The sequence below is a fragment of the Sulfuriferula sp. AH1 genome (assembly GCF_002162035.1).
Taxonomy (GTDB): Bacteria; Pseudomonadota; Gammaproteobacteria; order Burkholderiales; family Sulfuriferulaceae; genus Sulfuriferula.
The window spans coordinates 975824-991150 of record NZ_CP021138.1; the positions used below are offsets into that span (position 1 = coordinate 975824).

Consider the following 15327-nt stretch of genomic DNA (forward strand, 5'->3'; position numbering starts at 1 on the left):
AATGCTGCTCAGTCAGCTTTCAAATAGCGTTTGAACCAGGCTGTTGCCCGATGGGCGACTTGCTCCAGCGCGCCTGGTTCTTCAAACAAATGGGTTGCACCGGGAATGATCGAGAGTTCTTTGGGGCAGCTCATGACATCATGGGATGCCTGATTAAGATCGATGACCAGATCATCAAAGCCGCCGACCAGCAACAGGGTGGGGGCGCGTACCTTGCGCAGCATGGCGGCACCGGCAAGATCGGGGCGCCCGCCGCGCGATACCACAGCGGCAATCTTGTGGGTAGATTGCGCGGCGGCCTGCAGCGCAGCGGCGGCGCCGGTGCTGGCGCCAAAATACCCTATGGGCAAATTTCGCGTGGATTGCTGCTGACTTATCCAGTCGGTGGCGTCCAGCAGGCGTCGGGTGAGCAGCGGGATGTCGAACCGGGTTTCATAGACCATGTCTTCCTCAGGGGTCAGCAAATCCATCAACAGTGTGCCGATGCCCGCTTCGCGCAGCACGCTGGCGACATAGTTATTGCGCGGGCTATGACGACTGCTGCCGCTGCCGTGGGCGAACAGCACGATGCCCGGAGCGTTCTCAGGCAATTCCAGCATGCCTTCAATATGGACATGATCGCTGGGAATGCTGACCAGTTGCGCCAGTTCGGTAGTCATCATGAGTCTCCATTGGTTTTGCTGGTTGCCATCAACCAGGCCTGTCAGAAATTACGCCCGCACCCGGCTGATCGCTATCGGAATGCGTTGCCGGCCGAAATGGCCCGGTTTGGCGTCAAACCGCCCTGCGATCAGGCTGTTGCAATGCGGGCAGTGACCATCAGGCGTCAGACGGTATTCGTTGATCTGGTACCAGTCGCGCACGATGAGCGGCGCATGGCAATCGGGGCAAAAGGTGGTGTCGCCCTCGATGTGATGCACGTTGCCGGTATAGACGTAATGCAGCCCGGCACGCAGCGCGATGTCGCGCGCCCGTATCAGCGTGGATGAAGGCGTCTGCGGAATATCCGGCATTTTGTAATCGGGATGGAACGCAGAAAAATGCAACGGTACATCCGGCCCCAGCTGCTGCATGATCCACTGGCACATCGCGGTGATTTCCGCATCGGAATCGTTCTTGCCGGGAATGAGCAGGGTGGTGATCTCGAACCAGACATCGGTTTCGTGCTTGAGGTAAACCAGCGTATCCAGCACAGGTTGCAGCTGCGAGCCGGTGAGCTTGAAATAGAAGTCTTCGGTAAACGCCTTGAGATCGACATTGGCGGCATCGATCTTGCTGTAGAAATCGCGGCGCGCTGTATCATGCATGTAGCCGGCAGTCACCGCGACGGTCTTGATGCCGCGGGCATGGCAGGCATCGGCGGTATCCATCGCATATTCGGCGAAGATCACGGGGTCGTTGTAGGTGAACGCCACGCTCTTGCAGCCGCTCTGTTCCGCAGCGATGGCGATGGTCTCCGGCGCGGCCTGATCCATCAGTTTGTCCATGTCCCTGGATTTGCTGATGTCCCAGTTCTGGCAGAACTTGCACGCCAGATTGCAGCCTGCGGTGCCGAACGACAGCACGCTGCTGCCGGGGTAGAAGTGATTGAGCGGTTTCTTTTCGATCGGGTCGATACAGAAACCGGATGAGCGCCCGTAGGTAGTGAGCACGATCTGGTTGCCCTCGCGCATGCGCACGAAGCAGGCGCCGCGCTGGCCTTCGTGCAGCTTGCAGTCGCGCGGGCACAGGTCGCACTGGATGCGGCCATCGTCCAGTGCATGCCAGTATTTTCCGGGGTGATGCTGCGTTGCATTCATTCGGATAAGCTCTCCAGATCGCTTTCTTTCCACTTGTTCACGGTATATCGGTATAGTCTGACGCTTTCATCCCAGAAGCGCGGATGGAGTCCGGCTTTGTGCTTCAGGTGCGCCATGAATTCGACCGGGTCGGGTAGCTGTTCCCATACCTGCGGCAAAAAGGTGCTGCGGTAGCGGCCGTATTCGAACACGATGCCGTCGATTTGCGGCCGCAGCTGTTCCAGCGCATCCTGTTCGCTGGCAAACACCATGTCCTGCATCATCGATAACAGTGATACCTCTACTTCAGTATAGTCCAGCTCGGCTTTTGTCAAAGGTGCAAATCGCGGATCGTGAAATGCAGCCGCCAGCGCGTTGGCCCTGACGTCGGCCAGCAGTGAGCGATGCGCTTCCAGTGTGCCGATGCAGCCGCGCAGCTGCTCGTGTTGGGTGAGGGTGACGAAGCATGCCCGGTGTTCCTGCAGCCAGCTGCTATTCTCATTGGCCGGATAGGTTTTCCCCAGTTTTTGCGAGATGGCCGCGCGCGCGATCGGCAGTAAGATCTGGCCGTGGTTAGTGGGCATGAGCAGGTTCCTCCATGAAAGCGAACGAGGCGTAACCGACCACGCGTTCCTTGTCGCCGGCGGTGTCGCCCGAGTTGCGTAAATCCAGCAGCAACGGTTGCAGATGGTGGCGCCGGGCGGCCAGCAGCATGCCGTTGATGGGCGTGCCGCCGCAGGCTTGCTCGTGAGACAGCGGGCCGCGCAATTCCAGGATGCGTTGAGCCGTTTCCCGATCCACGGTCTGGGCTGAAGCGTAGGGCAGGAAATGTGACAGGTCGGAGCTGATGACGATCAGGGTTTCCGGGCCGCCCCACAGCGCATCCAGTACTTCGGCGATCTCCTCCGGCGTGGCATCGCCTACGGCTAGCGGAATCAGGCTAAAATTATTCAATAATGCCTGCAGGAAGGGCAGTTGTACTTCCAGCGAGTGTTCCCATGCATGGGCGGCGGCACTGGTAACGATCTGTGGCATCGTGCCCAGCAACTCGACAGCCGCCTGGTCGATGGAAATGTTGCCGAGGGGAGTCGCAAAGCCATCGACGCCGGGCAGGGCCAGTCCGCGTACCGGTACGCGATGGACCGGGCCGAGCAGTACCACGCGCGTGATCTGGTCGCGGCCTGCGGCAAGGCTGGCATAGGCAGCGGCGGCAATGGCGCCGGAATAGACATAGCCGGCGTGAGGCACGATGACGGCCTTGGGCAATTTGCCGAGAGGGGCGGGGTGGGCTGCCGCCAGCAAGGCGGTCACATCGCGGGCGAGCGTGCTCGATACGCCGGGATAGAAAGTGCCAGCGACGGCGGGTTGACGAATTTGGTGCATGGTGGAAGTCTCCAGAGAGGAAGGGTTTATGCTATTAAAATTAGGGTGTTACGCTGGAATTCAAGTGCCGTCATCAATATGATGGCCACGCCTGGGAATGCGGATACCGCTGGCCGCAATACAGCGCGCGTATTTTTTGCGCTATGGCCCGATCCGGATATGCGCACGGCACTCGCCGGGATGGGCAAACATATGCATGCACAATGCGGGGGGCGGCGTACACGCGCCGAGTCTATCCACATTACGCTGGCGTTTGTGGGAGAGGTGGGGATTGAGCGCATTGCCGAATTACAGGCATTAGCTGCGCAGTTGCAGTGCGCTGCATTCAATTTCGAGCTGGCGCGCACCGGCTGGTGGCGGCATAACCATATCGCCTGGGTGGCGCCGGAAACGGTCCCGCAGGGGTTGATTGATCTGGCGAGCGCATTGCAGTCGCGGTTAAAGGGTGCAGGTTTCAAAGTCGATGAGCGAGCATATTTGCCGCATGTGACCTTGCTCAGGAAAGCTGATTGCCCTTGGGCGCAGGCAGCGATGAAGCCATTACGCTGGACGGCACGGAATTTCGTACTGGTGAAATCGGTAACGGGTGAGAATGGATCGGCCTATGAGATCATAGGCCGATGGCCTTTGGTGTCAGCCTTATAGATAAATGCAGTGCGACAATCGCCCGGTTAGTTCTTGTGGAGCGAACCGGGTGTAATCTTTTTCGATGGTGTCGGTAATCAGATTGCGTACATGGGTGTTGAACTGGTTATTGAGCAGCCCGATGAATGGTGCGGAGGCCACCAGAATCACGCGATCAAAAATATTGCTGGTGCGACCATGTTCCAGTACCTGTGCCAGTTCCTGAGCGAATTTTCCAGCTTCATTCTGTTTGGGTTGCGAGGCGGCAACGAAAGCGCCATGACCATTGCCCTGACTCTTGTTATGGCCGGGACGATCTGACACCAGTTCCGCGCTTTTCTCTCGGCTTTCCGGGTGGTTGAATTCCTTGATGAGCTGCAAACCCTTTTTGATACCGTGGTTTGCATATAAACGAGCAAAACTGGCATTGGCGATTAAAATCCAGGTTGTGGCCATTATTTCTCCAAGATAGCAAGTTGAAGGAAAGCTACTGGCAAAGACGCGACTGAAGATGGATCTTCACTTTTGAATTTGCCGGATAGCCTGCGGAAACACGACAGTTTTGGTCATCGTGTCGATTTCGGGAATGGGGTCGATAAAACAGCTACGCGTAAATCAACCGCTCTTCCCAAATTCATACATACAGAATATTTTCGAGGTGACTGGCCAATTCGCGCTCGGTAAGATACGTGTAATCCTTTTCGATGGTGTCAGTGGCCAGTGCCCGTACATGTGCGGGCAGCTGATTATTCAATTTGCCCATGAAAGGGTCTGAGGCCATTATGATGAGCCGTGTATAGCGGTTGCTGGTACGGCCTGTTTCCAATTCGCTTGCCAGTTCCGCGGCGAACTTGTCTTCTTCATGCTGCTTGGGGTCAGTAGGCTGGGAAAAGGCGCCATGCGCTCCGCTGCCGGTCTGATAATGCCCGGGGCGGTCTGATGTTCTTTCCAGGGCTTTCTCGCGGCTTTCGACATGCTGAAATGTCTTAACCAGTTCCAGGCCTTTATGAGGCCCGTGGTTTACGTATAAATTTGCTTTGCTTGCATTCGCAACCAGTACCCAGGTGGTAGCCATTTCCTCGTCACTCCCTCATTCATGTCTATTTTAAGACTAGCAAGTTTCCGGGGTTTTTCAAGGTTGGTTGACCAACTGGAACGGCACGGCTTCAAGCCGTATCATTAACTGATCAATTGGATGCGTATCCGCAAAGTGGCGGCAGTAATATGCCTGTATCCGATAAGTTACGTTGTTAGGCCAGCCCCGTGTCATGGACGCTTTTCACACAGAATAACTGCGCAGTTATCCGCCAGCATATTTCACACTTACGCATTGACCTGCGCCAGGCATACCCGGTCGCGCCCACTGTGCTTGGCCTCGTACATGGCGGTATCGGCGGCGCGAATCAGATCCTCGGCCGTCGTGCCGTGTTCCGGGAACACGGCAACCCCCATGGAGATGCTCACCGGACCAAGTGGCCGCCCCTGCCGGTTGACCTGCAATTGGTGTACGGCCGTTCGCAATTCCTCGGCGCGCTGGTGGGCGGTTTCGAGAGGTGTATCAGGCAGCAGCAGAACGAATTCCTCGCCGCCGTAGCGGCAGGCGACGTCGCTGGCGCGCATGTGGCTGAGCAGCAACCGGGCCAAACTCTGCAGCACTGCGTCACCGGCCTCGTGTCCGAAGGTGTCGTTGAAGCGTTTGAAGTGATCGATATCCAGCATTATGACCGCGAGCGGCAACTGCTTGCGGGCAACACGCGACAGATCGCGCTGCATCGTTTCTTCCAGATAACGGCGGTTGTATAGTCCGCTCAGGGGGTCGCGGATCGATTGCTGCCGAATCGCATCACGCAGTCTGAGATTGGCGAATACCATGGCCAGATGTTTGGCAAGCATGGCGGCAAGCGCTTGGTCGGCAGCCGGAATCGCATCATCCCTTGTCTGTTCATCAAGTGCCGGGAACTCCAGGTAGAGTGTGCCCAGCGTATCGCTTTGGGCCATCATCGGTATACAGAGGTAGGGGCGTAGCTCCGCATCCGTATTTTCCAAGTGCGGGCAGTCAGCCCTGTATGCGGATCGACGACGCAGTGCAGTTGGCCGCGCCGCAGCGCCCAGCATTCCTGGACCGCGAACATCGGCGCTGTGGCCACTGGATCGCCCCATGTTGCGACTGCTTCCAGGTGGTTGCGCGATGCCTCCAGTAAATAGAGATGTCCCGCCGCAAGGGGGAATAGTTGTTGTCCGAACTTGGGGACAGTCTTATAGGCTTCTTCGAGCGTGAGGCAGGAAAGCAGGGTATCGCCCATTTCCCTGAGCAGGGAGATTCCCCGGTTGCTCTGCTCGAGTCCGGCATTGGCGTCACGCAGCTGCGCGGTGCGTTCGGCGATACGGTGTTCCAGTTCGGCGTTGATCTTGTTGATCGCTGCTTCGGCCTGTTCGCGCTGGCGTATCTCGCTGTGCAAGGCCTGGTTCGTCGCGGCCAGTTCCGTGGTCCGCTGCTCGCGTGCATGGGCCGCTTCCTGCAGCGCGTCAGCCATGTCGTTCAGGGCGTTGGCCAGCGTACCGAATTCGTCGCGGCCACTGCGCTGCATGCGGCTTTGCAAATCGCCCAGTGCCACCCGCTTGGCGAAATCCACGCATTCCTGTATCGGTTTGGTGATACCGCGTGTCACCAGCCATGTCGCGAACAGGACGAACAGAATCGCGCCCAGGGTGGTGCCGATCACGATGCGCTCGGCCATATGCAATGTTTCACGGGCGCTGCCGCGTTTCGCTTCGTCTATGGCTGTTGCCTCCATGCTCAGCTTTTGCAGCAGCGGCATGAACGTTCGCACCGCAGCGAAATATTCATGTTTTTTGTCGTCGATCTGGTGTTTGATCTGCACGTATTTCAGGAACAGGGGCTGATATTCATCGGCGAGTGCGCGCAGTTCGTTCTTTCGATTGTCGGGCAGCGCGGAATGCGCCAGGTCGGTCTTGAACCCGGTCATGGCCTCTTCAAGCCGCCGTACATCCACCTCCAGCCCGCGCATTATGAAGTCCTTCTCTGCACGGCGCATGATTAGCAGATCGAGCATGAGCCGCCCCTGCCGTGAGGCCTTGAGCAGTTTCTCCATCTCGTGCGCCCGGTCGCGGAATTGCCCTTCCAGGCCGGTATCGACGAAACCCAGTTGACCATATAGGTCCACCATGTCGAGGAAGGATGATTCGTAGCGGTTGATGGACTGCTCAATGGCCAGCGTTTGCTGTACCATGCCCGTTCTGGTCATGAAACGGCGCATTTCTGCCAGATTCTCGCGCACATCGGCCAGATCGGTGCGCAACAGGGTCACGTAGCGTGATCTGGCTTCGTCAAAACCGAATTCCCGGTAGAACAGCAGAAAATTTTTCTCGTGGCGGCGTGCATCGAACATCGACGCGTCGCTGCGCAGACTCAATGTCGCGATCCGTGCATCGATGTCGAGCATGTGGTCGGACACGGCCAGCATCCGGTTCTGGCTCAGCACGGCAATGATGCCGACCAGCAGCATCAGGCTGGATACGGCAATGGAACCGCCCATCAGCATGGTGTGCAGACTGAGCCGGCTTATCCGGTGGATTATTCGTTGAGGCATGTCCATGGGGGTCAGTCTTCGTAAGGAACAAAGTTATTTTCCTCGATGAGGTCGGTGACCTGCGGAGACAGGGAGAACGCGATGAATGCACGCGCCAGCCCTTTGGGCAGGTCTTTCGTCACCAGGGAAAGCGGGCGTGACAGGGGATAGTTGCCATTGCGCACAGTCTTGCTGGAAGCTGCCACGCCGTTCAGTGCCAGCAGTTTGATGTTCATGCCAGTCTGCGACATGCGTTCCGCTTCGCCGAGGGAAACGAAGGTGATGGCATCGGGATTGCCGGCGACTGCATCGATGGTTGGCTGGTTGTCGCCTATGGTTATTGCTGCCCGGATATCGCCGTACGCAAACTTGAAGTAGCGGGTGAACAGTTCCACCTCGCTATGTCCCCGTTCGCGGTTGATGACCACGATAGGCGCATCGCGGCCGCTCAATGCCTTCCAGTTGCCGATCCTGCCGGTGAAAATGTCGGCAACCTGCCGATCGGTGAGCGTGGTTAACGGATTGTCCTTGTTGACAATGATGCCTACGCCGTCGCGCGCCATCAGGAAGCCATCCAGATCGCTTTCCCTGTCCGTCAGTGCCTGCGATGCCATGCCGATGTCTGCCTTGCCCGCGCGGGCATCGTTGATACCGCGGCTGGAGCCGCCTGTCAGTACCCGGATTTGTACGTTCGGATGGAGTGCCCGGAAGCGCTCGCCTATCGCCTGCATGAGCGGTGCCATGGTACTCGATCCGGTCAGCGTGAGCTTGCCGGCGAGATGGACGGAGAGCGGGTTGTCAAGATGCTTTTCCGCTTGGGCATCCTGTCTGGAACAGGCCAGCAGCATGGTGCAGAGAGCAAGTATAATGGCTGGTTTCCAATAGTTCTTATACATGTTGCCTCCCATGATGTTTTGGCAGAGCTGGCCTAACACCAATTGCGCCGATTCGAACTTGATATGCAATGTCTGATAATTTGCAGAGTATCTGATTGTGGTATCGGTTAGCAATCAATAATTAATCGATTCTTTTCTGACTAAATACACCACCAGATACGCTCCTTGAACCAGCCTCGGCTTTCCCGGTTCAAAATTTGACAGCTCGGCGGTTCGCAGGCGGTGTGGAGGACTCTGACTCATGTAATATCAGTATTCTGTAAACCGCCTGGCTTAAGCGCATCGGATCAGGGTTGGCCGCAGCCGATTGGCGTCCCCGTTTAATCATTCAGCGGAACGAAATATGAGCACATATGCAATCCACAAAGCCACCTCCGTCGATGCCGCGGCCATTGCCAGCATGGTGCAGCAGTTGCTGGAAGAAATCATGGCGGTCACGGGGGGCGCGCATTTCCATGTCGACCTGCCTGCTATCGTTGAACGTTGCGAACGGTTCATTGCCGAAGGCATTTATACGGTGCTGATTGCCGTGGAAGACACCGGCAATGCGGCGGCCGGCTTCATCAGTCTGACAGAGACCCATAGCCTCTACGCCGAAGGGGCATTCGGAATCATTCCCGAGCTTTATGTGCAGCCTGCGTTTCGTTCCGGCGGTGCCGGCCAGCTTTTGCTCGACGCGGCCAAGGCATACGGACGCAGCCGCGGCTGGCAGCGGCTGGAGGTGACGACGCCGCCATTGCCTGCGTTTGACCGTACGCTGGGCTTTTATCAGGCCAACGGTTTTGATGTCGCCGGTGGCCGCAAAATGAAGGTGTTGCTCTAATTCCGGCCTACAGACTGGCTTTTCGAGGCGGGGTGTTTAACTGGTTTACCCTTGTTTTCCGTTTAACGTACAATCAGTATTCGCCAGTTTATAAAAATGAGGTTCCAATGGACAACACCTTGCTGACCGATAACGAGAAATCCGCCAAAAGCCTGACGACGATCATTTATGCCTTGTATGCCGCTTCGTTCCTGTTCGGCATCACGGCGATCGCGGCGATCATGATGAATTACATCAAACGCGACGATGTGGCCGGGACGTTTCTGGAAAGCCATTTCCGCTGGCAGATACGTACTTTCTGGTTCGGCCTGCTGTGGGGCGTGATCGGCGGCATCACTACGCTGATCCTGGTCGGCTGGCTGATATTGTTCGCCAATACCCTGTGGCTCATTTACCGCATTATCAAGGGCTGGCTGAATCTGAATGACAACAAATCCATGTATATGGCTTAACGAGGCGGAATATGGGACAAAGATATACCGAAATCTCCGAAAAGCTGGCGCAGTTCATCGCTGAGCAGAAGATATTTTTTGTAGGGACCGCGACTGACGACAGCAGCGTCAACGTGTCGCCCAAGGGAATGGATTCGTTGCGTGTCATCGACCAGAATCGTGTGGTCTGGCTCAATGTCACCGGCAGCGGCAACGAAACCGCTGCGCATGTGCAGATAAATCCGCGCATGACGCTGATGTTCTGCGATTTTGATGGCGCGCCGATGATATTGCGCTTGTATGGCAAGGCGAAAGTGATTCACCAGAAAGATGTCGAATGGGATGCGTTGTTTGCGCTGTTCGATCCGCTTCCCGGCGCTCGCCAGATTTTCGATCTGTCGGTAGAGCTGGTGCAGACCTCGTGCGGGATGGGCGTGCCTTATTTCAACTACGTCGGCGAACGCGAACAGTTGACCAACTGGGCGTTAAAGAAAGGTCCTGCAGGTTTGATGCAATATTGGAAAGACAAGAATCAGACCAGTCTGGACGGGATTCCTACGGATATCGTTGCGAAGAATATCTGATATCGGATATTCCCCGTGTTTCACGGCCTCCCTCTGATGCCGAAGTTTTCCTAGACGACTTCGGCAGGCGCCAGCCGGCACATTACATCATGGTCGCCCAGCTCGATCTGGAAAGTGGCGTGACCGATATGGAAACGATGGGCCAATTCATCGGCGATGCTGTCAAGAAATGCATCGCCGGGATGGCCTTCGGGCGTGACGAGGTGGACGGTAAGCGCGTTTTCGGTGGTGCTCATGCCCCAGATATGCAGGTCGTGTACCTCGCGCACTTGCGGCAGGCCGAGCAGGTAAGCCTGGATTTTGGCAGGATCTACGGCGTCGGGCACGGCGTGCAGTGCCAGCTTCAACGATTGCTTGAACAGGCCCCAGGTGCCGATAAAGATGACGGCGGCAATCAGCAGACTGATGGCCGGGTCCAGCCACAGCCAGCCGGTCAGCATCATGCCCACGCCTGCCAGCGCTACACCGACCGATACAGCCGCATCGGCTACCATGTGTACAAATGCGCCGCGCAGGTTGAGGTCGTCCTTGTGACCTTTCATCAGCATGAGTGCGGTGATGGTGTTGACGACCACGCCCGCCAGGGCGACCCAGATCATGACAGGTTCATTTACCGCCATCGGCTCGCTAAAGCGCCGGATGGCTTCCCAGGATATGCCGCCTACCGCGATGAGCAGCAGCATGGCGTTAGCCAGCGCGGCCAGTATGGTGGTGCTGCGCAGGCCGTAGCTAAAGCGCAGCGAAGGCAGACGCCGTGCCAGTATCATGGACCCCCACGCTGCCAGCAGACCGATCACATCGCTGAAATTGTGTCCGGCATCTGCCAGCAGCGATAGCGAATCGGCATAAATGCCGAATCCGATTTCGATGACGACAAAGGCCATGTTCAGGCTGACGCCTACCGCAAATGCGCGGCTGGTCGTATCGACATTGCTGTGATCATGATGGTGATGATGGGCATGACCGTGATCATGGTGGCCGTGGTCATGATGCTCATGGTGGTCGTGCTGTGCGTTCATCAGGGTATTTCCGGTTATAAATATCAGGTTAGCCAGCTATCGATCTTCTTGCGATCGGGTACGCCGCCGGCATGCACTACGATGCCGTCGATCACTACACCGGGCGTGGACATCACGCCATAACCCAGAATATCGGCAATGGCCTCGACCTTTTCCAGCAGTATCGCAATGCCTTTTTCCCTGGCGGCCTCTTCGATGAGCCGGGTTGTCGTTTTGCAGTTGGTGCAACCGGTGCCGAGTACTTTGATGTTTTTCATGACAATTCCTTTCGGTGACTGTAAACGGCGAGTCGGCTTCGTGTCGGCTCGCCGATCTTGAGCGTGCTTTTTTACTGCCCTAGCAGCAGGATTTGCCGCTGGGGGTAGGGGTGCAGCATGCTTCAGCTACCGGAATGTTAAGTGGCTTTGCCAGTACAGGCGCAGCCGACATTTTAGCTGAAAATGCTGCATCAAAACTGACATCGAACTTTTGTCCGGCTTCATCGCGGATATGACGAGCGATTTCTACCACCAGATCGATTTGCTCCCCGGTAATGCCGAATTGCTTGAGTTTGTCGATCTGGCACAGGCCTTGTCCGGGGTGATTGGCGGCAATATTCGCTGCCAGTGATACCAGAGACACGATTGAGGGATGCAGAATTGCGTGAGCCATTTCGCTCTCCTTTCCTTATTTGCTGCAGCAAGCGGCTTTTTTGCCATTGCCGAACAGTACGCCTGCTGGGCAGAAGCCGGTAAAGGTAGCCTGGAATGCCATGATGCTGGCGAAACCGGCTATCCATAAGAAACTGGGATGTAACAGATTGAACTGGCCGGAAAAATGGGTTGCTGCCAGCGAGACCAATACCATGACCGACATCATGCGCGTCATTTTGTTGCCTTTCATTGTGATACTCCTATCATTGGTTCAAATTAAAGCACTGCATTAAATACATAGCCAACGAACAATATGCCCGCAGACACGACGCCGACAAAAGTTGCGATCAACCTGGGTTTGAGTACCTTGCGTAGTATGATCATTTCGGGAAATGACAGCGCGGTGACACTCATCATGAAGGCCAATACCGTACCCAATGCCGCACCTTTGCCGAGCAAGGCCTGCACTACCGGAATAATGCCTGCCGCATTGGAATACATGGGTACGCCGATCAATACTGCTGCGGGCACAGACCACCAGGCGCCCTTGCCCATGATACCTGCCATGAAGTTTTGCGGTACATAGCCGTGGATACCGGCACCGACCGCGACGCCCAGAACGATGTAGGGCCACACCTTGCCGACGATTTCCTTGAGGTGGCGGATGCCTGCTTCAAAACGCTCAGGCCAGGTTTGTTTCCGGTCGAGATTGGCGATGACCGCGCCGCCTTTGGCCTGAATGGCCTGCACCCAGTCTTCCAGATGCTTTTCCATGCCGAGCTTGCCGATAACCAATCCGGCGACGATCGCAACAGCCAGCCCCAGGCCCAGATACAGCAGCGCGATTTTCCAGCCGAACAAGCCGAACAGCAGACCCAGCGCGACTTCATTCACCATGGGTGCGGAGATCAGGAAGGAGAAGGTCACCCCCAGCGGTACCCCCGCCTGCAGGAAGCCGATAAACAGCGGCACCGCCGAGCACGAGCAAAAGGGCGTGACGATGCCCAGACTGGCGGCCATGACATTGCCGATACCCAGCCGGCGCCCGGATAACAGTTGCCGGGTACGCTCGGGGGCCACGAAAGTCTGGATCACGCCCATCGCGAATACGATGAGTGCGAGCAGCATCAATACCTTGGGCGTTTCGAACACGAAGAAGTTGAGCGCTTGTCCGAGATGCGTGTCTGCGGCAATTCCGGTCAGACTCATGCCGTAATCGGCAAGGTTCTGCAGCTGGCTGTAAAGCGCTATCCATACTGCCAGTCCGAGCGCAACCGCCGCCAGCCATTTGACGGTATTGATGCCTTCGGGTGAACGCTGTTGCATTATCTCCACGTCACTGCTCCTGAGCTGCCGTTGGCTTCAAGCTGCGCAACAGGCGTTGTTTGTATCACTGCCGCAAGCCGAGGCTTCCAGCGCCATCGCGGTTGCCATTTGCGCTAATGTTACCTGCGTCCAGTCTGGCAGTGCCGGGTTGATGCGGTAATGCACCCATGTGCCCGAGCGCCGTGTGCTTACCAGCTCCGCTTCGCGTAATATCGCCAGGTGGCGCGATACCTTCGGTTGCGACATGTCCAGCGTGGCATACAGCTCGCAGACACAGGATTCGCCGTGCTGCAGCAAATGCGTCAGCAACTGGCGGCGAGTGGTGTCGGCGAGGACGGTAAATAACGTGCTGGAATCCATCATGCGTTTAATATATATGTATTAGTAAATATATGTCAATACGTATATTGAAAAATGGACGAACTATGGTTACCATTCAGCTCCCCGATATATTCTCTGAGAACACCATGTCCGACATAACGATCTATCATAATTCCGCCTGCGGCACTTCGCGCAATGTGCTCGCCATCATCCGCAATACCGGCGTCGAACCGGAAATCATCGAATATCTGCAAACGCCGCCCAGTCGCGACAAGTTGGTGGAGCTGATTGCGGCAATGGGGACGCCGGTACGCGAACTGCTGAGGCGCAAAGGCACGCCGTACGATGAGCTGGATCTGGACAACGGCAAGTGGAGCGATGACGAGCTGATCGATTTCATGATGGCGTATCCCATCCTGATCAACCGGCCTGTCGTGGTCACGCCGCTCGGCACCCGGCTGTGCCGGCCTTCGGAAACCGTGCTGGAAATCCTGCCCTTGCCGCAACTGGGGCCGATCGCCAAGGAAGACGGCGAGGTGATCGTGGCCAGGACGGATGTCTGAGCGTGAGCGGGTCGTTGCTGCGGATTGCACATAAAACTTGCAGCCGAAGTTGCGTAAAACGTTTGTGTCCGATTAGCGTCAGGAAAAATGGATAACATGGGTAGTGCCGCAATGTTACGGCAAACTAAACGCCACTGTTGTGCGGCGTATTGAGCAAGGAGTATGGTGGTGATAAAAATCAGCAAGTCGGCTCGTCGAGTTCTGTTCGTGATCAGTATGGTTTTGCTCGGTGCTGCCGTGGTAGTTGTGCTCGGCATGATGCTTCTTGGCCACGCATAGCCCTGGATTGTTAAACCGAATCACGTGGCATGTAACCCTGCAAATCATCTGCCGAAGCACTGGCCGTTTTACATCAGGCAATAATTGAGCGGTTGCAGCTGCTGGAGCTCGTGTTCGTCGCCTACCGCTTCGCGCAAGTTGATTTCTATCGAGCGACAGATCGCTTCCAGCGCCAGATCGTTTGGGGAGGTGCCGAACGGCTCCTCGATTTCGTCGCCCAGCGCGTCCAGTCCGAAAAACGTATAAGCGACGATGCCGACGACGAAAGGCGTCATGAAACCTATCGTATCCACCAGTCCGAAAGGCAGCAGGAAACAGTACAGATAAGCGGTACGGTGCAGCATCAGGGTATAGGAGAACGGAATAGGCGTGCTTTTGATGCGCTCGCAGGCGGCGGCAGCGGAAGTCATGGCGGACATGGTGGCATCAAGGGACGTCGCCAGGCAGCTGTCGAGGCGCTGTTCATTCATGCACAGACGCAGGTCGTTGCCCATCTGGCGCATCAGATAATCGGGAAGGTTGCTGGTCTGGTCGAGGTGCTGCCATTCCTGTTGTGTGAGCAAGGGCTGGAGCTCGGTACGGGCATCGGTATTTCGCAGCTGATGACGCAACGCGTGCGAGAAGGCGATGGCGCGGTAGATCATCCTGACACGTATGTCCTTGAATCCGGTGGTAGCCTTGAGCGGTTCGGCGTGCTCGATCAGGCTCAGGCACTGGCGTGCGAAATTGCGGCTGAGCAATACGATTTCGCCCCACAGTTTGCGGCCTTCCCAGTAGCGGTCATAGGCTGCATTGTTGCGGAAACCGAGGAAGATGGCCAACGGCAGGCCGATGAGGGTGAACGGGATGGCAGTCAGCGTGATTTTCAACCGGAACAGATCGCCGTGATTCAGCGTGACCAGGGTAGCCACCACGATGTTGATTACCAGTACTTTCCATATCTGTTTCAGAATCGAACCGCGTAACACTAAGAACAATTGTATCCCTGAGGGCCTGCCGCGAACTATCATAAAATAACCTTTTGCCGGTGTAGTGGAGTTGCTGGAATGGTGTGAGAGGGAATTGGCTGTTTGCGCAT

Annotated in this window: 21 protein-coding genes; 5 read left to right on the forward strand and 16 right to left on the reverse strand. The window is 56.5% G+C overall.

The features are described 5' to 3' along the window. Positions 1–8 precede the first annotated feature (8 nt). From CAP31_RS05080 to amrB, 4 genes are read right to left on the reverse strand one after another with little or no spacing between them, the layout of a single operon-like run. Complete coding sequence (locus CAP31_RS05080; protein ID WP_087446544.1) at positions 9–662, reverse strand: dienelactone hydrolase family protein; 654 nt, start codon at positions 660–662, stop codon at positions 9–11. A gap of 48 nt (positions 663–710) precedes the next feature. Next, positions 711–1799, reverse strand: a complete 1089-nt coding sequence (amrS, locus tag CAP31_RS05085) for an AmmeMemoRadiSam system radical SAM enzyme (protein ID WP_087446545.1) — start codon at positions 1797–1799, stop codon at positions 711–713. Next, the gene (gene amrA, locus CAP31_RS14895) at positions 1796–2362 is read right to left on the reverse strand and encodes an AmmeMemoRadiSam system protein A (protein ID WP_189836644.1); all 567 of its coding nucleotides are present in this window, start codon (positions 2360–2362) and stop codon (positions 1796–1798) included. Before amrA ends, amrS begins: the two co-directional genes overlap by 4 nt. Beyond that, on the reverse strand, positions 2352–3161 hold the full coding sequence (gene amrB / locus CAP31_RS14900; protein ID WP_189836645.1) for an AmmeMemoRadiSam system protein B: 810 nt from the start codon (positions 3159–3161) through the stop codon (positions 2352–2354). Before amrB ends, amrA begins: the two co-directional genes overlap by 11 nt. A 78-nt stretch (positions 3162–3239) precedes the next feature. Here amrB and thpR point away from each other — a divergent pair, with 78 nt between their 5' ends. Further along, complete coding sequence (thpR, locus tag CAP31_RS05095; protein ID WP_087446546.1) at positions 3240–3806, forward strand: RNA 2',3'-cyclic phosphodiesterase; 567 nt, start codon at positions 3240–3242, stop codon at positions 3804–3806. Here thpR and CAP31_RS05100 read toward each other — a convergent pair. The 5 genes from CAP31_RS05100 to CAP31_RS05120 form a co-directional block, all read right to left on the reverse strand. Next, on the reverse strand, positions 3801–4241 hold the full coding sequence (locus CAP31_RS05100; protein ID WP_087446547.1) for a host attachment protein: 441 nt from the start codon (positions 4239–4241) through the stop codon (positions 3801–3803). The genes thpR and CAP31_RS05100 overlap by 6 nt on opposite strands. Positions 4242–4419: 178 nt before the next feature. Beyond that, entirely contained in the window at positions 4420–4860 is a 441-nt protein-coding gene (locus CAP31_RS05105; protein ID WP_087446548.1) for a host attachment protein, read from the reverse strand. A 248-nt stretch (positions 4861–5108) separates the two neighbouring features. Further along, positions 5109–5786 carry a GGDEF domain-containing protein gene (locus CAP31_RS05110; RefSeq protein ID WP_157662656.1) on the reverse strand — a complete coding sequence of 226 codons (678 nt, stop codon included), beginning with the start codon at positions 5784–5786 and terminating at the stop codon, positions 5109–5111. Beyond that, positions 5783–7396 (reverse strand): methyl-accepting chemotaxis protein, encoded by a 1614-nt coding sequence (locus tag CAP31_RS05115; protein ID WP_157662657.1) that lies wholly within the window; start codon positions 7394–7396, stop codon positions 5783–5785. The genes CAP31_RS05110 and CAP31_RS05115 overlap by 4 nt, the downstream gene beginning before the upstream one ends. Positions 7397–7407: 11 nt before the next feature. Further along, positions 7408–8271: a phosphate ABC transporter substrate-binding protein gene (locus CAP31_RS05120; RefSeq protein WP_223247374.1), complete on the reverse strand. Its 864-nt coding sequence runs from the start codon at positions 8269–8271 to the stop codon at positions 7408–7410. Positions 8272–8614: 343 nt separating this feature from the next. On the opposite strand from CAP31_RS05120, the gene CAP31_RS05125 reads away from it, so the two are divergent. The 3 genes from CAP31_RS05125 to CAP31_RS05135 all read left to right on the forward strand — a co-directional run bounded on the left by CAP31_RS05125 (position 8615) and on the right by CAP31_RS05135 (position 10109). Then, on the forward strand, positions 8615–9094 hold the full coding sequence (locus CAP31_RS05125) for a GNAT family N-acetyltransferase (RefSeq protein ID WP_087446551.1): 480 nt from the start codon (positions 8615–8617) through the stop codon (positions 9092–9094). A 107-nt stretch (positions 9095–9201) separates the two neighbouring features. Further along, positions 9202–9546, forward strand: coding sequence for a hypothetical protein (locus CAP31_RS05130; RefSeq protein ID WP_087446552.1), 345 nt, complete (start codon positions 9202–9204; stop codon positions 9544–9546). Positions 9547–9557: 11 nt separating this feature from the next. Next, on the forward strand, positions 9558–10109 hold the full coding sequence (locus CAP31_RS05135) for a pyridoxamine 5'-phosphate oxidase family protein (RefSeq protein ID WP_087446553.1): 552 nt from the start codon (positions 9558–9560) through the stop codon (positions 10107–10109). 50 nt (positions 10110–10159) lie between these two features. Here CAP31_RS05135 and CAP31_RS05140 read toward each other — a convergent pair whose 3' ends face one another. From CAP31_RS05140 to CAP31_RS05165, 6 genes are all read right to left on the reverse strand, one after another. After that, the gene (locus tag CAP31_RS05140) at positions 10160–11128 is read right to left on the reverse strand and encodes a cation diffusion facilitator family transporter (protein WP_087446554.1); all 969 of its coding nucleotides are present in this window, start codon (positions 11126–11128) and stop codon (positions 10160–10162) included. A gap of 23 nt (positions 11129–11151) precedes the next feature. Continuing rightward, positions 11152–11385: a thioredoxin family protein gene (locus CAP31_RS05145; RefSeq protein WP_087446555.1), complete on the reverse strand. Its 234-nt coding sequence runs from the start codon at positions 11383–11385 to the stop codon at positions 11152–11154. 79 nt (positions 11386–11464) lie between these two features. Further along, entirely contained in the window at positions 11465–11779 is a 315-nt protein-coding gene (locus tag CAP31_RS05150) for a hypothetical protein (protein ID WP_087446556.1), read from the reverse strand. A 15-nt stretch (positions 11780–11794) separates the two neighbouring features. Then, positions 11795–12010 carry a DUF2892 domain-containing protein gene (locus CAP31_RS05155; RefSeq protein WP_087446557.1) on the reverse strand — a complete coding sequence of 72 codons (216 nt, stop codon included), beginning with the start codon at positions 12008–12010 and terminating at the stop codon, positions 11795–11797. A 26-nt stretch (positions 12011–12036) separates the two neighbouring features. Beyond that, the gene (locus CAP31_RS05160; RefSeq protein WP_087446558.1) at positions 12037–13086 is read right to left on the reverse strand and encodes a permease; all 1050 of its coding nucleotides are present in this window, start codon (positions 13084–13086) and stop codon (positions 12037–12039) included. Between the two features lie 36 nt (positions 13087–13122). After that, positions 13123–13449: a metalloregulator ArsR/SmtB family transcription factor gene (locus CAP31_RS05165; RefSeq protein ID WP_087446559.1), complete on the reverse strand. Its 327-nt coding sequence runs from the start codon at positions 13447–13449 to the stop codon at positions 13123–13125. 104 nt (positions 13450–13553) lie between these two features. Between CAP31_RS05165 and arsC the strand changes: the two genes are divergently transcribed. Next, complete coding sequence (arsC, locus tag CAP31_RS05170) at positions 13554–13970, forward strand: arsenate reductase (glutaredoxin) (protein ID WP_087446560.1); 417 nt, start codon at positions 13554–13556, stop codon at positions 13968–13970. 347 nt (positions 13971–14317) lie between these two features. On the opposite strand, the gene CAP31_RS05175 is transcribed toward arsC, so the two are convergent. Then, positions 14318–15259: a bestrophin family protein gene (locus CAP31_RS05175; protein WP_087446561.1), complete on the reverse strand. Its 942-nt coding sequence runs from the start codon at positions 15257–15259 to the stop codon at positions 14318–14320. Positions 15260–15327 lie beyond the last annotated feature (68 nt).